Origin of the sequence: Acidovorax sp. BLS4 (assembly GCF_032929295.1) — a bacterium.
In the GTDB taxonomy this organism is placed as follows: Bacteria; Pseudomonadota; Gammaproteobacteria; order Burkholderiales; family Burkholderiaceae_C; genus Paracidovorax.
On sequence record NZ_CP136797.1, the window covers coordinates 3,929,570 to 3,948,368 of the forward strand.

An 18,799-nucleotide genomic window follows, 5' to 3' on the forward strand; every position below is an offset into this window, starting at 1 on the left:
GGAGTATGGCGGTTCAGGCAGGCCTGGTCGCTGTCACTGGCGCACCGTCCGATCCTTCCTCTTCGCTGCGCCGGTGCACGATCCGGTACAGCAGCGGCAGCACCAGCAGCGTGAGCGCGGTCGAGGACAGGATGCCGCCGATGACCACCGTCGCCAGCGGCCGCTGCACCTCCGCTCCGGTGCCGGTGGCAATGGCCATGGGCACGAAGCCCAGCGAGGCCACCAGCGCCGTCATGAGCACGGGCCGCAACCGGGTGAGCGCCCCCTCCCGGATGGCGGCGTCCAGCGGCATGCCGCCCTCGCGCAGGCTGCGGATGAAGGAGATCATCACCAGCCCGTTCAGCACGGCGACGCCCGACAGCGCGATGAATCCGACCGCGGCCGAGATCGAGATCGGGATGTCGCGCAGCCACAGCGCCACGATGCCGCCGGTGAGGGCGAACGGGATGCCGGTGAACACGACCAGCCCGTCCTTCACATTGCCGAACATGGCGAACAGCAGCGTGAAGACCAGCAGCAGCGCGACCGGCACGACCACCTGCAAGCGCTGGGTGGCCGACTGCAGGTTTTCGTACTGGCCGCCCCAGGCGGTCCAGTAGCCCGCCGGGATCTGGACGGCCTGCATGGCCTGTTCCGCCTCGGCCACGAAGGAGCCCAGGTCCCGGCCCCGCACGTTGGCGCTCACGACGATGCGGCGTTTTCCGTCCTCCCGGCTGACCTGGTTGGGACCCGGTGCCAACTGCAGCGTGGCCACTTCGCTCAGCGGGATGAAGCGGGCGCGGGCGTCTGCGGCGTCGCCGCCGCGAGGCAGTGCGACCGGCAGGCGCTGGATGGCCTCCAGGTCGGTCCGGATGTGCTCCGGCAGCCGCACGAGGATGCCGAAGCGCCGGTCGCCTTCGAAAAGGGTGCCGGCCTCGCGCCCGCCCACGGCAATCGACACGGCCTCCTGGACATCGCCCACATTCAGTCCGTAGCGGGCGGTCTTGGCGCGGTCGATGTTCACCGTCAGCACCGGCAGGCCGCTCGTCTGCTCCACCTTGACCTCGGTGGCCCCATCGATTCGGTTGAGCACTTCGGCGACCTTCTGGGCGGTCTGGTCGAGCACGGCCATGTCGTCGCCGAAGATCTTCACCGCCACATCGCTGCGCACGCCGGAGATGAGTTCATTGAACCGCAACTGGATGGGCTGTGAGAACTCGTAGTTGTTGCCCGGCAGTTGCTCCACCTCGGCCTGGATGGCCGCAAGGAGCTGTTCGCGCGACCGGGCCGGTGCAGGCCAGGCGTCCTGAGGCTTGAGCATGATGTAGGCGTCCGAGATGTTGGGCGGCATCGGGTCCGACGCGATCTCGGCCGTTCCGGTGCGGGCAAAAACCCGCTCGATCTCGGGAAACTTCGCCTTCAGCGTGCTCTCCAACTGCTGCTGCATCGCCACCGACTGCGACAGGCTGGTGCCGGGAATGCGCAACGCCTGCATGGCGAAATCGCCCTCGCCCAGGCTGGGCGCGAACTCGGTGCCCAGGCGCGTCGCCAGCAGGCCGGACAGCAGCACGGCCGCGAGCGCCAGTGCGATGACCACGGGCTTGGCGCCCATGGCGCGGTCCAGCAGCGGCGCGTAGGCGCGGCGGGCCCAGCCCATGAGCCGGTTTTCCTTCTCGCCCACCGTCTTGCCGATGAACAGCGCGACGGCGGCAGGAATGAAGGTGACCGACAGCACCATCGCACCGACCAGCGCGATGACCACCGTGAACGCCATCGGATGGAACAGCTTGCCCTCCACCCCCGTGAGCGCAAAGATCGGCAGATACACGATCATGATGATCAACTGGCCGAACAGCAGCGGCCGCCGTGCTTCCTGCGACGCCGCGAACACCTCGTGAAAACGCTCCGCCCGCGTCAGCGGCCGGCCCTTGTGCTGCTGTGCGTGGGCCAGGCGCCGCACGCAGTTCTCCACGATCACCACCGCGCCGTCGATGATGATGCCGAAATCCAGTGCGCCCAGGCTCATCAGGTTGGCACTGACCTTCTGGTTCACCATGCCGGTAAAGGTGAACAGCATCGACAGCGGGATGACCATGGCCGTGATCAACGCCGCGCGGATGTTCCCCAGGAAGAGGAACAGGATCACGATCACCAGCACCGCGCCCTCGAAGAGGTTCTTCTTCACGGTGGCGATGGCCTTGTCCACGAGCACCGTGCGGTCGTACACCGTCACCGCATGCACGCCGGCGGGCAGGGTCCGGTTGATCTCCTTCATCTTGCGGTCCACGGCCTGGGAGACCGTGCGGCTGTTCTCGCCGATGAGCATGAACACCGTGCCCAGCACGACCTCTCGGCCGTTGTCGGTGGCGGCGCCGGTGCGCAGTTCCTTGCCCAGCCCGACCTCGGCCACATCCCTGACGCGCAGCGGCACGCCGCCCGCATTGCCGAGGATGACGTTGCGCAGGTCGTCCATCGACTGCACTTGCCCGGGAGCGCGAATCAGGTATTGCTCTCCGCGGCGCTCGATGTACCCGGCTCCCACGTTCGCGTTGTTGCGTTCGAGCGCGGTGACCAGGTCCCCCATCGTGAGGCCATGCGCCAGCAGCTTGTCGGGGCTGGGTGCGATCTGGTACTCCTTGGCATACCCACCGATCGAATTGATCTCGGTCACGCCAGGTACGTTGCGCAGTTGCGGCTTGATGATCCAGTCCTGGATCTCGCGCAGGTCCGTGGAGGTGTAGGGTTGTCCGTCCGGCTTGCGGGCCCCGTCCTGGGCTTCCACCGTCCAAAGGTAGATTTCCCCCAGGCCTGTCGATATGGGGCCGATGACCGGGTGAACGCCCTCCGGCATCTGGCCGCGGGCCGACTGGATGCGCTCGTTCACGAGTTGCCGCGCGAAGTAGATGTCGGTGCCGTCCTGGAAAATCACGGTCACCTGCGACAGCCCGTAGCGCGACAGCGAGCGGGTCTGCTGCAGCCCGGGCAGCCCCGCCATGACGGTCTCCACGGGAAAGCTCACGCGCTGCTCCACTTCCAGGGGGGAGTAGCCGGGCGCCGCGGTGTTGATCTGCACCTGGACGTTGGTGATGTCCGGCACGGCATCGATGGGCAGCTTCTGGTAGCTGTAGAGGCCCAGGGCTGCCATGCCGAGCACGGCCAGCATCACGAGCCAGCGCTGCGCGATGGAAAACTGAATGACACGTTCAAACATGGTCCACCTTCAGTGTGAGTGCGACGCTGAGCTCTTGCCCTGCTGGGATTTCACGACGAAGCTGCCTGCCGCGGCATAGGCCGTACCGGCTGCCAACCCTTTGACGATCTCGACCCGCTGGCCATCCGTGCGGCCCAGTTGCACCGCCTGGGCAATGAAGCCGCCTTCGGCCCGGATGAAGACCACGGTCTTGTCATCGACGGTCTGCACCGCATCGGTTCGCACGGTGACCGGCGGTGTCGCTTCGGACGACACCAATTCGACCTCCACGAACAATCCGGGCCGCCAGACCTTCTGGGGATTCGCCACCGCCACGCGGGCCGTGGCCATGCGCGTCTGCGCGCCGATCAGGGCGCCGACATAGGAGACCTCGCCCTCCGCCTTCGCATCGAACGCGGTGGAGCGCACGGTCACCCGTTCGCCCACGCGCACCAACGGCAAGTGTTGCGCGGCCACGCTGATTTCGGCCCACACGGTGGACAGGTCGGATAGGGTGAAGACATTGGCGTCCTCCTTCACGGACTCGCCCAGCGACAGGTGCTTTTCGACCACCATGCCGTCGAAAGGCGCGCGCAGTTCATAGCGGCCCAGGGCCGATGCGGCAGGCGTGGCACCGATGGCAGAGAGCTTCTGCTGTGCATTGGCGACCGCGATCTGCGCTTCGCGCAGAGACTGCTGCGCCTGCAGGTAGTCCTGCTCCGGCGCGATTTTTTCCTCCCACAGCTTCTTCTCGCGCTCGTACGTGGTCCGGGCCAGTTCGGCCCGGCGCTGTGCGGTCTGCAGTTCGCTGCGCTGCTCCGACAGCGCCGGGCTCGACAGCACGGCCAGCACCTGCCCCTTGCGGACCTGTTGTCCGAGCTGGGCCGAGACGCTTTCCACCACACCCGCCAGCCGCGGCACCACGTGGGCCGTGCGGTCCTCGTTGAATTTGATTTCGCCCGGCAACTGCAGCGTGGCACGGATGCGCGCCGGGCCCGCGGTGTCGATCGCTATGCCGGCGGCCTTGGCCTGCGCCTCCGTCAGAGGAATTTTTCCTTCCGCCTGCTGCAGCGTGAAGGTGTGTGCACGGCCATCCTTCTGGATGGAGAGGACGATCTCGAACACATGCGGCTCCTCGATGGCCTGTACGCTCTTCAATCCCTCGCCATCGGCGGTGAACGACAGCGTTTCCCGTTCCCCTCCCGGTCGCGTCAGCGTGGCGGACAACTGGGCGGCATCCGCTTTCACCGGCTTGCCTTGCTCGGAAAGCCAGACTGCGAGATGCGGGGTGCCGCCGTCTTCCGACACTTTTGCCTCAAGGCTGAAGCCGTCTTCCGTGAAGCGCTGGCCCCCATGCGGTCCTTTGGCCGCTTCCTCCTCTGCGTGGGCATCCTGGCTGGCGCTTTTCTCACCGGGGGAGCCATGGGACGTTTCCTCCGCATGGGACGCATGGCCATCTGCCTCGGCATGGCCGCCCGGGGAGGCGGCGGGGCTGCCCCGCAGGATCAGGGCGCCGGCGATCAGCGTAACCAACAGGATGGCGGCCACCACCCACCATTGGCGCTTGCCGGCTTTGCCGGTCGATGGGTTCAGTCGTTGGTTCATGGTGGTCTTTCAGCGGGCAAATGAAATGGGGGAGGGCAGGTCGTCGCCGGCATGCCCCAGCAAGCGGTCCAGGTCGCTGGCGGCGCGGTGCGCGGCGGCCAGGGCGCGCAGCGTCTGCGTGCGCACCTGCAGCAGCGTGCGCTGCGCATCGAGGGCTTCCAGAAAACTGAACTTGCCCAGTTCGAACCCTTTGGTCGCGGCTTGGTAGGCGCTCTCCGCGCCGGGAAGGGCGTCGCGCTGCAGTGTTTCGGCTTCGATGCGCGACGCATGGAGGGTCTCCAATGCCGCCGCCGCTTCGGAGGCCGTGCGCAGTTCGGTGGACAGCAGTTCGTCGCGTGCCTGCTCCTCGCGGCTCAACGCTTCGGCCAGGTTGCCCTGGTTGGTGTCGAAAATGGGCAGGGGTATGGACACGCCCACCACCCACTGGTTTCCGCCCACGTCGGGGCTTCGCTTGCTGCCCAGCGTCACTGCGATGTCAGGCACCCGCTTGGCCTGCTCCAGGGCCGTCAGCGCACTGCGCCGATCAACTTCCAGCCGTGCCTGAACCAAAGAGGGTGCGCCATGCATCCGCTGCTCGATCTCCAGGCTGGACGGTGGGGTGGGCAAGGCATCGAGCTGTCCCACGGCATGGGCGAAGGCGGGCTTCGGATTGCCCCACAGCGCGGCCAATTGCTGCCTCGCGGTTCGCAGGGCGCCCTCGGCCTGCAAACGCTCCACCTGCACGCCGGACTCGGCCACCTTGGCCTTCGTTTCCTCCAGTGGCGAGACCTTGCCGGCAGCCACCCGGTTGGCCGCGGCATGCACCGCCCGCTGTGCCAGCGTGACCGAGTCCTGGGCCAGGCGGACGCGCTCCTGCGCGGCCAGGACTTCGAAGAAGGCGGTGATCACGCCCGCGCGAAGCTCTGATCGGCGTGCCAGGGCGGCGGCGGCGGCCTGGTCCCGCGCCCGCTCGGCGGCTGTGATGCGGGCGGCTCGCTTGCCGCCCAGCTCGATCGGCTGGCTGATCTGCACGGTCGTCGTGCGGCGCTCCTGCCGCAGGTCCTCCACCGTGGTCTCCAGCACAGGATTGGGCCGTGCGCCCGCCTGCCGGATGGCAGCATCCGCCGCATCGCGCGCACGCGCCACGGCAGACAGGTCGGGATTGTTCTGCCATGCCAGTGCCACCGCGGTGGCAAGGCTCAAGGGCTCGGACGATTCCACGGTGCGTGGCTGCACCGTGGACGGGGGGGGAAGCGGGGTGGTCTGGCTGTGCGAAAAGACCGGAAATGCCGCGAAAGCCATGGCGGCCAGCGACACAAAATGCCTGTGCATCGAATTCTCCTGGGTTGCAACAACAACGGGCGGATGAATTCGGCGAGAGTTCTCAGCGAAGGGCTGTGATCAAAGAGGGAAGGCCGTGCCGTGTCTCTCGCCGAATCAGGCGAGCGCTGGCCAGGCAGGGCGCGTGGGAATGCCTCCCACGTGGGAGCGATAGGACTCGGTAAAGGACGGGGGCCGGGCGGCGGGCCCGGCCGTGGCCGCTACGTTGGCGGTATGGGCCAGGGGCTGCACCGTGCAGGTGTGGCAGGTCAGGCAATCATTGTCCGGACCTCCCGGCAAAGGGTCCGAGGGCGTATCGGTGTCTTGTGCCGACGCACTGGTGGCGGCGACGTGGTGGTGTTCGTGGTGCCCGAAATGCGAGGCGCTGGCATGGCTTTCGTGCTGGCAATAGCCTGCGGCGGCCGCCCAGCTCAGCTGGAACGGCATCGCGAAAAGCAAAAGGATCATCAGCCAGCGGCGCATCGGGCGGCAGTATATCGGTGGGCCGCAAGGGCCTGGCACGGGGCTGGGCATTGCCCAAAGTCTCCGGGTGGACAGGCGCCTTGCATTGGCATGGGTGCGGAGGCAAGCTCAATGGTCGCCATAGCGCAGCAGGTTGCCCTTGGCGGCGCGCTCGGCCTCCAGGCGCACTTGCTCGCGTGTCAGCGCGCTCGGGGCATTGGCCTCCTTGCGGGGCACCTCCAGGCCCCACTGCATGGCCACCAGGGTGCCGTCGGTGCGGGCGTTGGCCAGCTCCGACAGGACCTGCGCCCGCGACTTTGCCTGGGTGGCATGCTGCGGATGCACGGTGTAGCCGGCTTCGGTGGGCGCGCTGTGCAAGGTGCTGGCCGCCGAAGCGCTCAAGGGCACCCATGCAGCCGACATGGCGGCGAACAGAAAAACGGCGGGGGAACGGGTCATGGTCAATCTCCTGGGTTGGGCATCCGGCCCGAACCGCCGGGCCGGGATGCAGCCGAACGTTGTGCCGGCGTGAAGTCACTGTAAAAACCCAGTCGGCCGATTCACCGACGGCAAGATGACGAATTCGTCATCTTTCAATCGGTCCCCGGGCGATACGATGGCCCGATGCGCATACTGGTCATCGAAGACGAGCCCAAGCTGGGCGATTACGTCAAAAAAGGCTTGGAAGAAAACGGCTACGTAGTCGACATTGCCAGGGACGGCATCCGGGGCCGGTACCTCGCCACGCAGGGCGATTACTCGGTCATCCTGCTCGACGTGATGCTGCCCGGGGTGGATGGTTTCGGCGTGCTGGCCGCCATTCGGCAGGGCAAGGACGTGCCCGTATTGATGGTCACGGCCCGCGATCAGGTCGAGGATCGCGTCAGGGGCCTGCAGCAGGGCGCCGACGACTATCTGGTCAAGCCCTTCGCGTTCTCGGAACTGCTGGCGCGGGTGCAGGCCCTGCAGCGCAGGGGGCCGCTGCAGGAGCATACCGTGCTGAAGCTGGCCGACCTGGAGCTCGATCTGGTTGCACGCAAATGCCATCGTGAAGGCGTGCGGATCGACCTGACCGCCAAGGAGTTCGCCTTGCTCGCCTTGCTGATGCGCCGCCAGGGGCGCGTGCTCTCTCGAACAACGCTCGCTGAACAAGTGTGGGACATGCACTTCGACAGCGAAACCAATGTGGTGGAGGTGGCCGTGCGACGCCTGCGCAGCAAGCTGGACGATCCGTTTGCGCGGCGGCTCTTGCACACGGTGCGCGGAATGGGTTACGTCTTGGAGGATCGGGAACCGCCATGAGTCCTTTCCCGTCATCGATACAGCGTCGGCTGTCCGTTTGGCTGGCCCTGCAGACGCTGATTGGCCTCAGCGTGCTCTGCGTCTCCGTCTATGCCGTCACGGCGTGGAATTTTCGACAGAAGGCACAGGAAGAACTGGACCAGCAGGCGCGACTGGTATCCCATCTGCTGAACGAGCGCAGCCAAGGGGGCGGGGCGCTGTCCTTGCAGCACAAGCTGGAAGATTACTTTTCCTCCCATGGCAACGTGAGCGTGTCCATCGGTCGCGATGGCGCGCAGTTGTTCAGTTCTACCCCGGCCACTTCGGGCGAATGGGTCTGGGCCGATCACCGGGTGGCGCCGCACGACAGCGGCTCCCCCTTCAACGTGCGCGTTGGCATCGACACCATGCAGGACGCGCGCCTTCTGCGCCGGCTGGGCGGGACGCTGGCCTTGGCCGTGGTGCTGGGCACGCTGCTGGTCTCGCTGACGGGGACGCTGCTCGTGCGCCATGGCCTTAGGCCGCTGCACAAGTTGGCGGAGCGAACCGCCCGCATCACGCCGGACGCTGCCAGTGCACCCATCGATCCCCTCGAATTTGCACAGGAGCTTCGCCCCTGGATCGCGCAATTCAATGCGCTCATGGCCCGGGTCGAACAGGCCTATTCGCAGTCCAAGGCCTTCAATGCCGATGTGGCCCACGAGTTGCGCACGCCCCTGGCGAACCTCATTGCCTCGGCGGAGGTCGAGCTGGCCCGCCCCCGCTCCGCCCAGGACATGCAGTCGCTGTTGGTGTCGAACCTGGAAGAGATCCGGCGGCTCTCGGGCATCGTGGCCGACATGTTGTTTCTGTCGCGGGCCGATCGTGGAGAGTCCTTGCGCTCACGGCAGCCGGCCCGCCTTGCAGAGCAAGCCTGCGCCGTGCTGGAGTTCCATGAAGCCTCGCTGGAGGAGGCTGGATTGCGGGCCACTGTCGTGGGCGACGCCACCGCAGCGGTGGACGTGCCGCTGGTGCGCCGTGCCCTGTCCAACCTGTTGGGCAATGCCATCCGCTATGCGGCGAAGGACTCCACCATTGTTGTGGCCATCCGACCATGGCGCGACGGCGCGGAGATCGCCGTTGAAAATCAGGGACTTGGTATTGCGCCAGAGGCGCTCAGCAGGCTGTTCGAACGCTTTTTCCGGGCAGCATCGGCACGCGATGGTTCGGACCAGCATCACGGCCTGGGATTGGCCATCGTGGACGCCATTGCGCGAATGCATGGCGGAAAAACCTTTGCCAGCAGCACGGCGCAGTTCACGCGCATCGGCTTCACCGTCAGTGCATCGACCACAGAACCGCCCGCAACGTCCTGATTTGCAGGGTTCGACCGGGAGGGGCCTCCCGTTCCCTGCGGCAACCCGGCCCGGGCGCTACACGCCGGCCGCGTGCGCCTGCTGGTCTGCGTGGTAGCTGGAGCGAACCATAGCACCCACCGCCGCGTGGCTGAAACCCATTTCGTAGGCCTTTTCCTCAAACATCTTGAACGTGTCCGGGTGCACATAGCGGCGCACCGGCAGATGGCTGTTGGAGGGCGAGAGGTACTGGCCGATGGTCAGCATGTCGATGTCATGCGCGCGCATGTCGGCCATGACCTGGAGGATCTCCTCGTCCGTCTCGCCCAGGCCCACCATGATGCCGCTCTTGGTCGGAACACCAGGGTGCAGTGCCTTGAATTTCTTGAGCAGGTTCAGGCTGAACTGGTAGTCGCTGCCGGGCCGGGCTTCCTTGTACAGGCGTGGCGCCGTCTCCAGGTTGTGGTTCATCACGTCGGGTGGCGCGGCCTTGAGGATCTCCAGCGCGCGGTCATCCCGTCCGCGGAAGTCTGGCACGAGGATCTCGATCTGGGTGGTGGGGGAGAGCGTGCGGATGTGCTGGATGCACTCCACGAAGTGCCCGCTGCCGCCATCGCGCAGATCGTCGCGGTCCACACTGGTGATCACCACGTACTTCAGCCGCAGCTGTGCGATGGTCTTGGCCAGGTTCAGCGGCTCGTCCTTGTCCAGCGGGTCGGGCCGGCCATGCCCCACGTCGCAGAACGGGCAGCGGCGCGTGCACTTGTCGCCCATGATCATGAACGTGGCCGTTCCCTTGCCGAAGCATTCGCCAATGTTGGGGCAACTGGCTTCCTCGCACACCGTGTGCAGCTTGTTCTCGCGCAGGATGTCCTTGATCTCGTAGAAGCGCGTGGTAGGGCTGCCTGCCTTCACCCGTATCCACTCGGGCTTCTTGAGCACTTCGCCTTGCTCGACCTTGATCGGAATGCGCGACAGCTTGGCGGCTGCCTTCTGCTTGGCCAGCGGGTTGTAGGCAGCGGTGGTTTGCGCTTCGCGCACGACTTCAGGAGTGCTCATGGCAGGGTAGTGGTCAGGGGGCCAGGCGAATGGCGAGCTGCTGGCTCAGCACTTCGGCGGCTTCTTCCCAGGTGGTGTGGACCCCGATTGTAGAAAGGTCCACCGTTTGCAACCCTGCGTAGCCACAAGGGTTGATGCGCGAGAAGGGTTCCAGGTCCATGTCCACGTTGAGTGCCACGCCGTGGTAGGTGCAATGGCGCGACACCTTGATGCCCAATGCGGCAATCTTGCCCAGCCCGGTGAAGTCAGGGGCGTCATGGGCTTGCGTGGCTGGCAGACCCTCGGCCTTGCGTGGCCGCTGTGGCAGTTGGGCATGGCCTCCCGGGTCATCCAGGCGCACGTAGATGCCCGGGGCCCCGCCCACGCGGTGCCCGGTGATGCCGAAATGGGCCAGCGTCCGGATCACCGCTTCCTCGATGCGGTAGACGTATTCCTTGACGAAATAACCGGCGCGCTGCAGATCCAGCAACGGATAGGCCACGACCTGCCCCGGGCCATGGAAAGTCACCTGCCCGCCCCGATTGGTGGCGACGATGGGAATGTCGCCAGGGGCCAGCACATGGTCGGCCTTGCCGGCCAGCCCCTGCGTGTAGAGCGGCGGGTGCTGGCAGATCCACAGCGCATCGGGAGTCTGGGACGTACGCTCCTGCGTGAAAGCCTGCATGCCCTGCAGCGTCTCCCGATAGTCCACGAGGCCCAGGTGGCGAATCTCCATGGGATTTAGAGCACCACCTTGACCATCGGATGCGAGGACAGCGCCCGGTACAGGTCATCGAGTTGTTCGCGGCTGGTGGCTGTGATCGTGATGGTGACGCCCAGGTAGTTGCCGGCGCGGCTGTCGCGCAGTTCGATGGTCGACGCGTCGAAGGTCGGGTCGAAGCGGTGCGCCAGTTCCGTCACCGCGTGGACGAATCCATCCACTTTCTGGCCCATGACCTTGATGGGGAACGACGAGGGGTACTCGATGAGCGAATCCTTGCGGGGATCGGTCGCGGACGGGACGTCTGATGGGAGCACGGAAGGGGGCTGTGTCATGGCGATGGTCTATAAACGGCGGGCTTTGTGCCATTTTGAACGGGTTCGGGGCCGGCAATCTTTCGGCCGAAGTCTGCACCGCGATAGGGCGGTTCACGTTGGCCGGTCACCACAACGGAGCGCGCGTGCGCACACTTTCATACCGGCCTGAGAGGTCATTGCCGGATGAAAGTGGTTTTTACTTATAATCAGGGGCTTTGTGAAAGTTTCGGTCTGTAAAGTGGGCGTCATTCCTCAATGAAAACAAACGCTCCCGACCACGAAACTGAGGCTGAAGATTCCGACTTCAAGCCCCTGTCAGCCGAAGAGGCTGCGCAGTGGCGCCTCCGGCATCCGCGGATCTCCGTGTGGCGAATCGTCTGGGGTCAGGCGTTCGTCGGAGCACTGGCTGCCCTGGTGGCATGGCTGGTTTCCGGCAAGCCCACTGTGGCTTGGTCCACGGGGTATGGCGCACTGGCGGTGGTGATTCCCGCGGCCTTGTTCGCGCGGGGCATGGCCCGGCATCAAACTTCCGCGGGAGGTGCGATGGCTGGCCTGTTCGGGTGGGAGTTGGTCAAGATTGCAATGACCGTTGCCATGCTGGCGGCGGCGCCCCGGCTGGTTCCGGGGCTGAGTTGGCTGGCATTGCTGGCCGGCATGGTAGTGACGATGAAAACGTACTGGATCGCGCTCATGGTGCGGCCCGGTGTCCGAAAAACCGATTGATATTGATAGAAGAGTTGTCCGATGGCCGCAGAAGCGCATGCACCGACTGCCAGTGAATACATCGTTCACCACTTGCAGCATCTCCAGAACATCAAGCAGAAGTCCATTGTCGATTTCTCCGTGGTGAACTTCGATTCCGTGATCGTGGGTTTGGTTCTCGGTTTCATCGCACTTTTTGTCTTCTGGCGTGCCGCCCGCACGGCCACCTCCGGCGTGCCGGGCCGTTTTCAGGCCGCGGTGGAGATCTTGGTCGAGATGGTGGACAACCAGGCCAAGGCCAACATCCACAACGCCGAAAGCCGCAAGTTCATCGCTCCCCTGGCGCTGACCGTGTTCGTCTGGATCTTCCTGATGAATGCCATGGACATGCTGCCGGTCGATCTGCTGCCCGCGATCTGGGCCCAGATCTACGGTGCCGCCGGCCATGATCCGCACCATGCCTACCTGCGCGTGGTGCCCACCGCCGATCTCTCCACCACCCTCGGTCTGTCGTTCGCCGTGCTGGTGCTTTGCCTGTACTACAGCGTGAAGATCAAGGGCCTTGGCGGCTGGGCGCATGAGCTGGTCACCGCGCCGTTCGGCACCAGCAAGAATCCCGTCTTCGCCCTGATCCTGGGCGTGGTCAATCTGCTCATGCAGATCATTGAATACATTGCCAAGACCGTGTCGCATGGCATGCGGCTGTTCGGCAACATGTACGCTGGTGAGTTGGTGTTCATGCTGATTGCCCTGATGGGCGGTGCTGCTGCCATGTCGCTTTCCGGTGTGTTGCTCCCTCTGGGGCACATCATTGCAGGCTCGATCTGGGCGATCTTCCACATCCTGGTGATCACCCTGCAGGCCTTCATTTTCATGATGCTTGCGCTGATCTATCTCGGCCAGGCGCATGAAGCTCACTGATCCTTTCCCTTTCTTTTTCAACCTTCCTTTCTTTTCATCCTAGGAGTCATCATGGAAAACGTTCTCGGTCTCGTCGCTCTGGCTTGTGGTCTGATCGTGGGTCTCGGCGCTATCGGCGCTTCGATCGGCATCGCACTGATGGGTGGCAAGTACCTCGAAGCGTCCGCTCGCCAGCCTGAGCTGATCAATGAACTGCAAACCAAGATGTTCATCTTGGCCGGTCTGATCGACGCCGCCTTCCTGATCGGCGTGGCCATCGCTCTGCTGTTCGCTTTCGCCAACCCCTTCGTCCTGGCCTAAGCTCCGTTCAACGCCCAACTAGAAAGGTGTTGCCGTGAGTATCAACGCGACCCTGTTCGTTCAGGCCATCGTCTTTCTGATCCTGGTGCTGTTCACGATGAAGTTCGTGTGGCCCCCGATCGCGAAGGCACTGGACGAGCGAGCCCAGAAAATCGCCGATGGCCTCGCTGCCGCCGACCGTGCCAAATCCGAATTGACCGCTGTGAACCAGCGCGTCGAGAAGGAACTGGCCCAGACGCGCAACGAAACGGCATCGCGTATTGCGGACGCCGAGCGCCGCGCTCAGGCCATCATCGACGAGGCCAAGGCCCGTGCGACCGAGGAAGGCAACAAGATCGTCGCCGCTGCCCGTGCAGATGCCGAGCAGCAGTCGATCCAGGCCCGTGAAGCCCTGCGCGAGCAGGTCGCTGCGCTGGCCGTCAAGGGCGCCGAGCAGATTCTCCGCAAGGAAGTCAATGCTGGCGTCCACGCCGACCTGCTGAACCGCCTGAAGACCGAGCTGTAAGGAGCGCGCACATGGCAGAACTCGCCACCATTGCCCGCCCTTACGCGGAAGCCCTGTTCAAGGCCAGCACGTCCCAGCCGGGTGCCGACCTGAACGGCACCGTGGCCTGGGTGGAAGAAGTGGCGGCGATTGCCGCCAATCCTCAGCTGCGCCAACTGGCGGACAACCCCAAGGTGACCTCCGAACAGGTGTTCGACGTCATCACGGGCGTGGTTCGTGGCGCGCTGCCCGAGGCAGCCCGCAACTTCCTGCGTGTCATCATCGAGAACGGCCGTGTGGACGCGCTTCCCGAGGTGGCGGCCCAGTTCCGCGCGCTGGTTAATCGGCGCAACGGCTCTTCCGATGCCGTGGTATTCAGTGCTTTTGCGCTGGACGCCGCCGCGTTGGCCGGCCTGGACGCGGTGCTTGAAAAGCGCTTCGGCCGCAAGTTGAATGTCTCGGTACAGGTGGACGAATCCCTGATCGGCGGCGTTCGCGTAGTCGTGGGAGACGAGGTGCTCGACACCTCCGTCAAAGCCCGTCTGGAACAAATGAAAGCGGCCCTCACTGCGTAAGCGGCTTGAGGTCTCGGCTAACCAAAGAAAGAAGGAAAGAGTCATGCAACTCAATCCCGCAGAAATTTCTGAACTGATCAAGAGCCGCATCGAAGGTCTGGCAGCCAGCAGCGACATCCGCAACCAGGGCACCGTGGTGTCCGTGTCCGACGGTATCGTGCGCGTGCACGGCCTGTCCGACGTGATGCAGGGCGAAATGCTGGAGTTCCCCGCCAACAAGGACGGTGCGCCTTCCTACGGCCTGGCGCTGAACCTCGAGCGCGACTCCGTCGGCGCCGTGATTCTGGGCGAGTACGAGCACATCTCCGAAGGCGACACCGTCAAGTGCACGGGCCGCATTCTGGAAGTGCCCGTGGGCCCCGAACTCGTGGGCCGCGTGGTGAACGCGCTGGGCCAGCCGATCGACGGCAAGGGTCCCATCAACGCCAAGCTCACCGACGTGATCGAAAAGGTCGCTCCGGGCGTGATCGCCCGTAAATCGGTGGACCAGCCCCTGCAGACCGGCCTGAAGTCCATCGACTCCATGGTGCCCGTGGGCCGTGGACAGCGCGAGCTGATCATCGGTGACCGCCAGACCGGCAAGACGGCCGTCGCCATCGACGCCATCATTGCCCAGAAGGGCCAGGGCGTGACGTGTATCTACGTCGCCATCGGCCAGAAGGCATCGTCCATCAAGAACGTCGTGCGCTCGCTGGAGCAAGCCGGCGCGATGGAATACACGATCGTGGTGGCCGCTTCGGCTTCCGAGTCCGCCGCCATGCAATACGTGTCGGCCTACTCCGGCTGCACGATGGGCGAGTACTTCCGCGACCGCGGCGAAGACGCGCTGATCGTCTATGACGACCTGTCCAAGCAAGCCGTGGCCTACCGCCAGGTTTCGCTGCTGCTGCGCCGCCCGCCAGGCCGCGAAGCCTACCCCGGCGACGTGTTCTATCTCCACAGCCGCCTGCTGGAGCGTGCCGCCCGCGTGAACGCCGACTACGTCGAAGCCTTCACCAAGGGTGAAGTCAAGGGCAAGACCGGTTCGCTGACCGCACTGCCGATCATCGAAACGCAGGCCGGCGACGTGTCCGCCTTCGTTCCGACCAACGTGATCTCGATCACGGACGGCCAGATCTTCCTGGAAACCAGCCTGTTCAACGCCGGTATCCGCCCCGCCATCAACGCCGGTATTTCCGTGTCGCGCGTCGGTGGTGCGGCCCAGACCAAGATCATCAAGAGCCTGTCCGGCGGTATCCGTACCGACCTGGCCCAGTACCGGGAACTGGCTGCGTTCGCGCAGTTCGCTTCCGACCTGGACGAAGCCACCCGCAAGCAGCTGGACCGCGGTGCCCGCGTGACCGAACTGCTCAAGCAAGCCCAGTACAGCCCGCTGCCCATCTCCCTGATGGGTGCGACGCTGTTCGCAGTGAACAAGGGCTTCATGGACGACATCGAAGTCAAGAAGGTGCTCGAGTTCGAACACGGCCTGCACCAGTTCCTGAAGTCCAGCCACGGCCCTCTGCTGGCCAAGCTGGAACAGGCGAAGGCCATGGACAAGGACGCTGAAGCCGAATTGACCGCCGCCATCGGCGCGTTCAAGAAGTCGTTCGCCTAAACCGAACGAGGAATCATCATGGCAGCAGGCAAGGAAATACGCGGCAAGATCAAATCGGTGGAAAACACCAAGAAGATCACCAAGGCCATGGAAATGGTGGCCGCGTCCAAGATGCGCAAGGCGCAAGAGCGGATGCGCTCGGCCCGTCCTTACAGCGAGAAGATCCGCAACATCGCCGCCAACCTCGGCAAGGCCAATCCGGAGTACGTTCATCCTTTCATGAAGGAAAACGATGCCAAGGTGGCCGGTGTCATCGTGGTGACGACCGACAAGGGCCTGTGTGGCGGCATGAACACCAACGTGTTGCGTGCCGTGACCACCAAGCTGCGCGAGTTGCAGTCTGCTGGCGTGTCCACCGAGGCCGTGGCCATTGGCAACAAGGGCCTGGGTTTCCTGAACCGCGTCGGTGCCAAGGTGGTTTCGCATGTCACCGGTCTGGGCGACACCCCGCATCTGGACAAGCTGATCGGCCCCGTGAAGGTGCTGCTCGACGCTTATGCCGAAGGCAAGATCAACGCGGTGTACCTGGGGTACACCAAGTTCATCAACACCATGCGGCAGGAGTCGGTGGTGGAGCGTCTGCTCCCCCTGTCTTCCTCGCAGATGGAAGCGGAGAAGACGGAGCACGGCTGGGACTACATCTATGAGCCCGATGCGCAGAGCGTCATCGACGAGCTGCTGCTGCGCTATGTCGAATCCCTGATCTACCAGGCCGTGGCAGAAAACATGGCCTCCGAGCAGTCCGCGCGCATGGTGGCCATGAAGGCTGCCACCGACAACGCAGGCAGCGTCATCGGCGAGTTGAAGCTGGTCTACAACAAAACGCGCCAGGCAGCGATCACGAAAGAGCTTTCGGAAATCGTGTCCGGCGCTGCTGCTGTGTAAACAGACAGCTCAACCCACATTTATTTGGAGCAAAAAATGGCTCAAGTGCAAGGCAAGATTGTTCAATGTATCGGCGCCGTGGTGGACGTGGAGTTCCCGCGCGACCAGATGCCCAAGATTTACGACGCCCTGAAGCTCGACGGTTCCACCCTGACGCTGGAAGTGCAGCAGCAGCTGGGTGACGGCATTGTGCGCACCATCGCCCTGGGCTCGTCCGATGGCCTGCGCCGCGGCATCGTGGTGACCAACACCGGCAACCCCATCACCGTGCCCGTGGGCAAGGCGACCCTGGGCCGCATCATGGACGTGCTGGGCGCGCCCATCGACGAGCGCGGTCCGGTCAGCCAGGACCTCACGGCCTCCATCCACCGCAAGGCCCCCGCGTACGACGAACTGTCGCCTTCGCAGGAGCTGCTGGAAACCGGCATCAAGGTGATCGACCTGGTGTGCCCGTTCGCCAAGGGCGGCAAGGTGGGCCTGTTCGGCGGCGCCGGCGTGGGCAAGACCGTGAACATGATGGAACTCATCAACAACATCGCCAAGGCCCACAGCGGTCTGTCGGTGTTTGCAGGGGTGGGCGAGCGGACCCGTGAAGGGAACGACTTCTATCACGAGATGGCCGATTCCGGCGTGGTGAATCTCGAGAAGCTCGAAGAGTCCAAGGTGGCCATGGTCTACGGCCAGATGAACGAGCCCCCAGGCAACCGCCTGCGTGTCGCGCTGACCGGCCTGACGATCGCCGAGTCGTTCCGCGACGAAGGCCGCGACGTGCTGTTCTTCGTGGACAACATCTACCGCTACACGCTGGCCGGTACCGAAGTGTCCGCCCTGCTGGGCCGCATGCCCTCCGCCGTGGGCTACCAGCCCACGCTGGCCGAAGAAATGGGCCGCCTGCAAGAGCGCATCACCTCCACCAAGGTGGGCTCGATCACCTCCATCCAGGCCGTGTACGTGCCAGCGGATGACTTGACCGACCCATCGCCCGCCACGACGTTCGCCCACTTGGACTCCACCGTGGTGCTGTCGCGTGACATCGCTTCGCTGGGTATCTACCCTGCCGTGGACCCGCTGGACTCCACCAGCCGCCAGCTCGACCCGCAAGTCGTGGGCGAAGAGCACTATGCGGTGGCCCGCGGTGTGCAAGGCACGCTGCAGCGCTACAAGGAACTGCGCGACATCATCGCCATTCTGGGCATGGACGAACTGGCTCCCGAGGACAAGCTGGCCGTGGCCCGCGCCCGGAAGATCCAGCGTTTCCTGTCGCAGCCGTTCCACGTGGCCGAAGTGTTCACGGGCTCGCCCGGCAAGTACGTGCCCCTGTCCGAAACCATCCGTGGTTTCAAGATGATCGTGGCCGGCGAGTGCGATCACCTGCCCGAGCAGGCGTTCTACATGGTCGGCACGATCGACGAAGCCTTCGAAAAGGCCAAGAAGGTCGCGTAAGGCGGCGCGATCGGCGGCCTGCCATGGGTGAGCGTGCCGTGCGGGTGCTTCCAGGCACCTGCGGCGCGCTGACCGGACAGACTGCCGATCTCCAGCTTTCCCGACTTTTGGAAGGAACCCCATGAACACCATTCACGTCGATGTCGTCAGCGCCGAAGAGTCCATCTTCTCCGGCGAAGCGCGGTTCGTCGCTCTGCCCGGCGAAGCCGGTGAACTGGGCATCTACCCCCGCCACACCCCGCTGATCACCCGCATCAAGCCCGGCTCGGTGCGCATCGAGATGGCCGATGGCGGCGAAGAGTTCGTCTTCGTGGCCGGTGGCATTCTGGAAGTGCAGCCCCACCGCGTGACGGTGCTGTCCGATACCGCGGTGCGCGGCAAGGACCTGGATGACGAGAAGGCCAACCAGGCCAAGGCCGCGGCCGAAGAAGCCGTCAAGAACGCCAAGAGCGAACTCGACCTGGCCAAGGCGCAATCGGAACTGGCCGTGATGGCCGCGCAGATCGCTGCGCTGCGCAAGTTCCGCCAAAAGCGCTGACCGAACGACGGCCTGCCTGCCGTCTGCGACAAAGCCGCCCTCGGGCGGCTTTTTTCATGGCCGCGATGAATGAGGCAAAAAGGGCCGTGCAGGCGGGCTCGGGGCGGGCGGCCGGGGCGCGCCGTCAG

19 protein-coding genes are annotated in these 18,799 nt (G+C 64.7%); 11 read left to right on the plus strand and 8 right to left on the minus strand.

What is annotated here, in order from left to right:
• Positions 1-13: 13 nt before the first annotated feature.
• The 5 genes from R1Z03_RS18085 to R1Z03_RS18105 form a co-directional block, all read right to left on the minus strand.
• Complete coding sequence (locus tag R1Z03_RS18085) at positions 14-3,190, minus strand: CusA/CzcA family heavy metal efflux RND transporter (RefSeq protein WP_317353602.1); 3,177 nt, start codon at positions 3,188-3,190, stop codon at positions 14-16.
• A gap of 9 nt (positions 3,191-3,199) precedes the next feature.
• Positions 3,200-4,774: an efflux RND transporter periplasmic adaptor subunit gene (locus R1Z03_RS18090; RefSeq protein WP_317353604.1), complete on the minus strand. Its 1,575-nt coding sequence runs from the start codon at positions 4,772-4,774 to the stop codon at positions 3,200-3,202.
• A gap of 9 nt (positions 4,775-4,783) precedes the next feature.
• Entirely contained in the window at positions 4,784-6,085 is a 1,302-nt protein-coding gene (locus tag R1Z03_RS18095) for a TolC family protein (RefSeq protein ID WP_317353606.1), read from the minus strand.
• A 105-nt stretch (positions 6,086-6,190) separates the two neighbouring features.
• The gene (czcI, locus tag R1Z03_RS18100; protein WP_372588167.1) at positions 6,191-6,607 is read right to left on the minus strand and encodes a cation efflux protein, CzcI family; all 417 of its coding nucleotides are present in this window, start codon (positions 6,605-6,607) and stop codon (positions 6,191-6,193) included.
• Positions 6,608-6,664: 57 nt separating this feature from the next.
• Complete coding sequence (locus R1Z03_RS18105) at positions 6,665-6,994, minus strand: DUF4148 domain-containing protein (RefSeq protein ID WP_317353611.1); 330 nt, start codon at positions 6,992-6,994, stop codon at positions 6,665-6,667.
• A 165-nt stretch (positions 6,995-7,159) separates the two neighbouring features.
• Here R1Z03_RS18105 and R1Z03_RS18110 point away from each other — a divergent pair, with 165 nt between their 5' ends.
• Together R1Z03_RS18110 and R1Z03_RS18115 are read left to right on the plus strand one after the other, a co-directional pair.
• Positions 7,160-7,837, plus strand: a complete 678-nt coding sequence (locus R1Z03_RS18110) for a heavy metal response regulator transcription factor (protein ID WP_317353614.1) — start codon at positions 7,160-7,162, stop codon at positions 7,835-7,837.
• The gene (locus tag R1Z03_RS18115) at positions 7,834-9,171 is read left to right on the plus strand and encodes a heavy metal sensor histidine kinase (protein WP_317353618.1); all 1,338 of its coding nucleotides are present in this window, start codon (positions 7,834-7,836) and stop codon (positions 9,169-9,171) included. The genes R1Z03_RS18110 and R1Z03_RS18115 overlap by 4 nt, the downstream gene beginning before the upstream one ends.
• A 57-nt stretch (positions 9,172-9,228) precedes the next feature.
• Here R1Z03_RS18115 and lipA read toward each other — a convergent pair whose 3' ends face one another.
• Genes lipA through R1Z03_RS18130 form a run of 3 tightly spaced genes read right to left on the minus strand, consistent with a single transcriptional unit; the run spans position 9,229 to position 11,244 of the window.
• Positions 9,229-10,209: a lipoyl synthase gene (gene lipA, locus R1Z03_RS18120; RefSeq protein ID WP_272565787.1), complete on the minus strand. Its 981-nt coding sequence runs from the start codon at positions 10,207-10,209 to the stop codon at positions 9,229-9,231.
• 13 nt (positions 10,210-10,222) lie between these two features.
• Positions 10,223-10,924 carry a lipoyl(octanoyl) transferase LipB gene (gene lipB, locus R1Z03_RS18125; RefSeq protein ID WP_317353621.1) on the minus strand — a complete coding sequence of 234 codons (702 nt, stop codon included), beginning with the start codon at positions 10,922-10,924 and terminating at the stop codon, positions 10,223-10,225.
• A 5-nt stretch (positions 10,925-10,929) separates the two neighbouring features.
• Positions 10,930-11,244: a DUF493 family protein gene (locus R1Z03_RS18130; RefSeq protein ID WP_317353625.1), complete on the minus strand. Its 315-nt coding sequence runs from the start codon at positions 11,242-11,244 to the stop codon at positions 10,930-10,932.
• A 237-nt stretch (positions 11,245-11,481) separates the two neighbouring features.
• Between R1Z03_RS18130 and R1Z03_RS18135 the strand changes: the two genes are divergently transcribed.
• From R1Z03_RS18135 to R1Z03_RS18175, 9 genes are all read left to right on the plus strand, one after another.
• Positions 11,482-11,949, plus strand: coding sequence for an ATP synthase subunit I (locus tag R1Z03_RS18135; protein WP_284430977.1), 468 nt, complete (start codon positions 11,482-11,484; stop codon positions 11,947-11,949).
• A gap of 21 nt (positions 11,950-11,970) precedes the next feature.
• Positions 11,971-12,849 (plus strand): F0F1 ATP synthase subunit A, encoded by an 879-nt coding sequence (gene atpB / locus R1Z03_RS18140; protein ID WP_092745138.1) that lies wholly within the window; start codon positions 11,971-11,973, stop codon positions 12,847-12,849.
• Between the two features lie 51 nt (positions 12,850-12,900).
• Positions 12,901-13,149 (plus strand): F0F1 ATP synthase subunit C, encoded by a 249-nt coding sequence (gene atpE / locus R1Z03_RS18145; RefSeq protein ID WP_092745139.1) that lies wholly within the window; start codon positions 12,901-12,903, stop codon positions 13,147-13,149.
• A 34-nt stretch (positions 13,150-13,183) separates the two neighbouring features.
• Complete coding sequence (locus R1Z03_RS18150) at positions 13,184-13,654, plus strand: F0F1 ATP synthase subunit B (RefSeq protein WP_272565779.1); 471 nt, start codon at positions 13,184-13,186, stop codon at positions 13,652-13,654.
• 11 nt (positions 13,655-13,665) lie between these two features.
• Positions 13,666-14,208, plus strand: a complete 543-nt coding sequence (locus R1Z03_RS18155) for a F0F1 ATP synthase subunit delta (RefSeq protein WP_272565778.1) — start codon at positions 13,666-13,668, stop codon at positions 14,206-14,208.
• A gap of 43 nt (positions 14,209-14,251) precedes the next feature.
• Positions 14,252-15,805, plus strand: coding sequence for a F0F1 ATP synthase subunit alpha (gene atpA, locus R1Z03_RS18160; protein ID WP_272565775.1), 1,554 nt, complete (start codon positions 14,252-14,254; stop codon positions 15,803-15,805).
• An 18-nt stretch (positions 15,806-15,823) separates the two neighbouring features.
• Positions 15,824-16,690: a F0F1 ATP synthase subunit gamma gene (atpG, locus tag R1Z03_RS18165; protein ID WP_272549600.1), complete on the plus strand. Its 867-nt coding sequence runs from the start codon at positions 15,824-15,826 to the stop codon at positions 16,688-16,690.
• A 36-nt stretch (positions 16,691-16,726) separates the two neighbouring features.
• Complete coding sequence (atpD, locus tag R1Z03_RS18170; RefSeq protein WP_272565773.1) at positions 16,727-18,133, plus strand: F0F1 ATP synthase subunit beta; 1,407 nt, start codon at positions 16,727-16,729, stop codon at positions 18,131-18,133.
• Between the two features lie 121 nt (positions 18,134-18,254).
• Complete coding sequence (locus R1Z03_RS18175; protein WP_092745245.1) at positions 18,255-18,671, plus strand: F0F1 ATP synthase subunit epsilon; 417 nt, start codon at positions 18,255-18,257, stop codon at positions 18,669-18,671.
• Positions 18,672-18,799 lie beyond the last annotated feature (128 nt).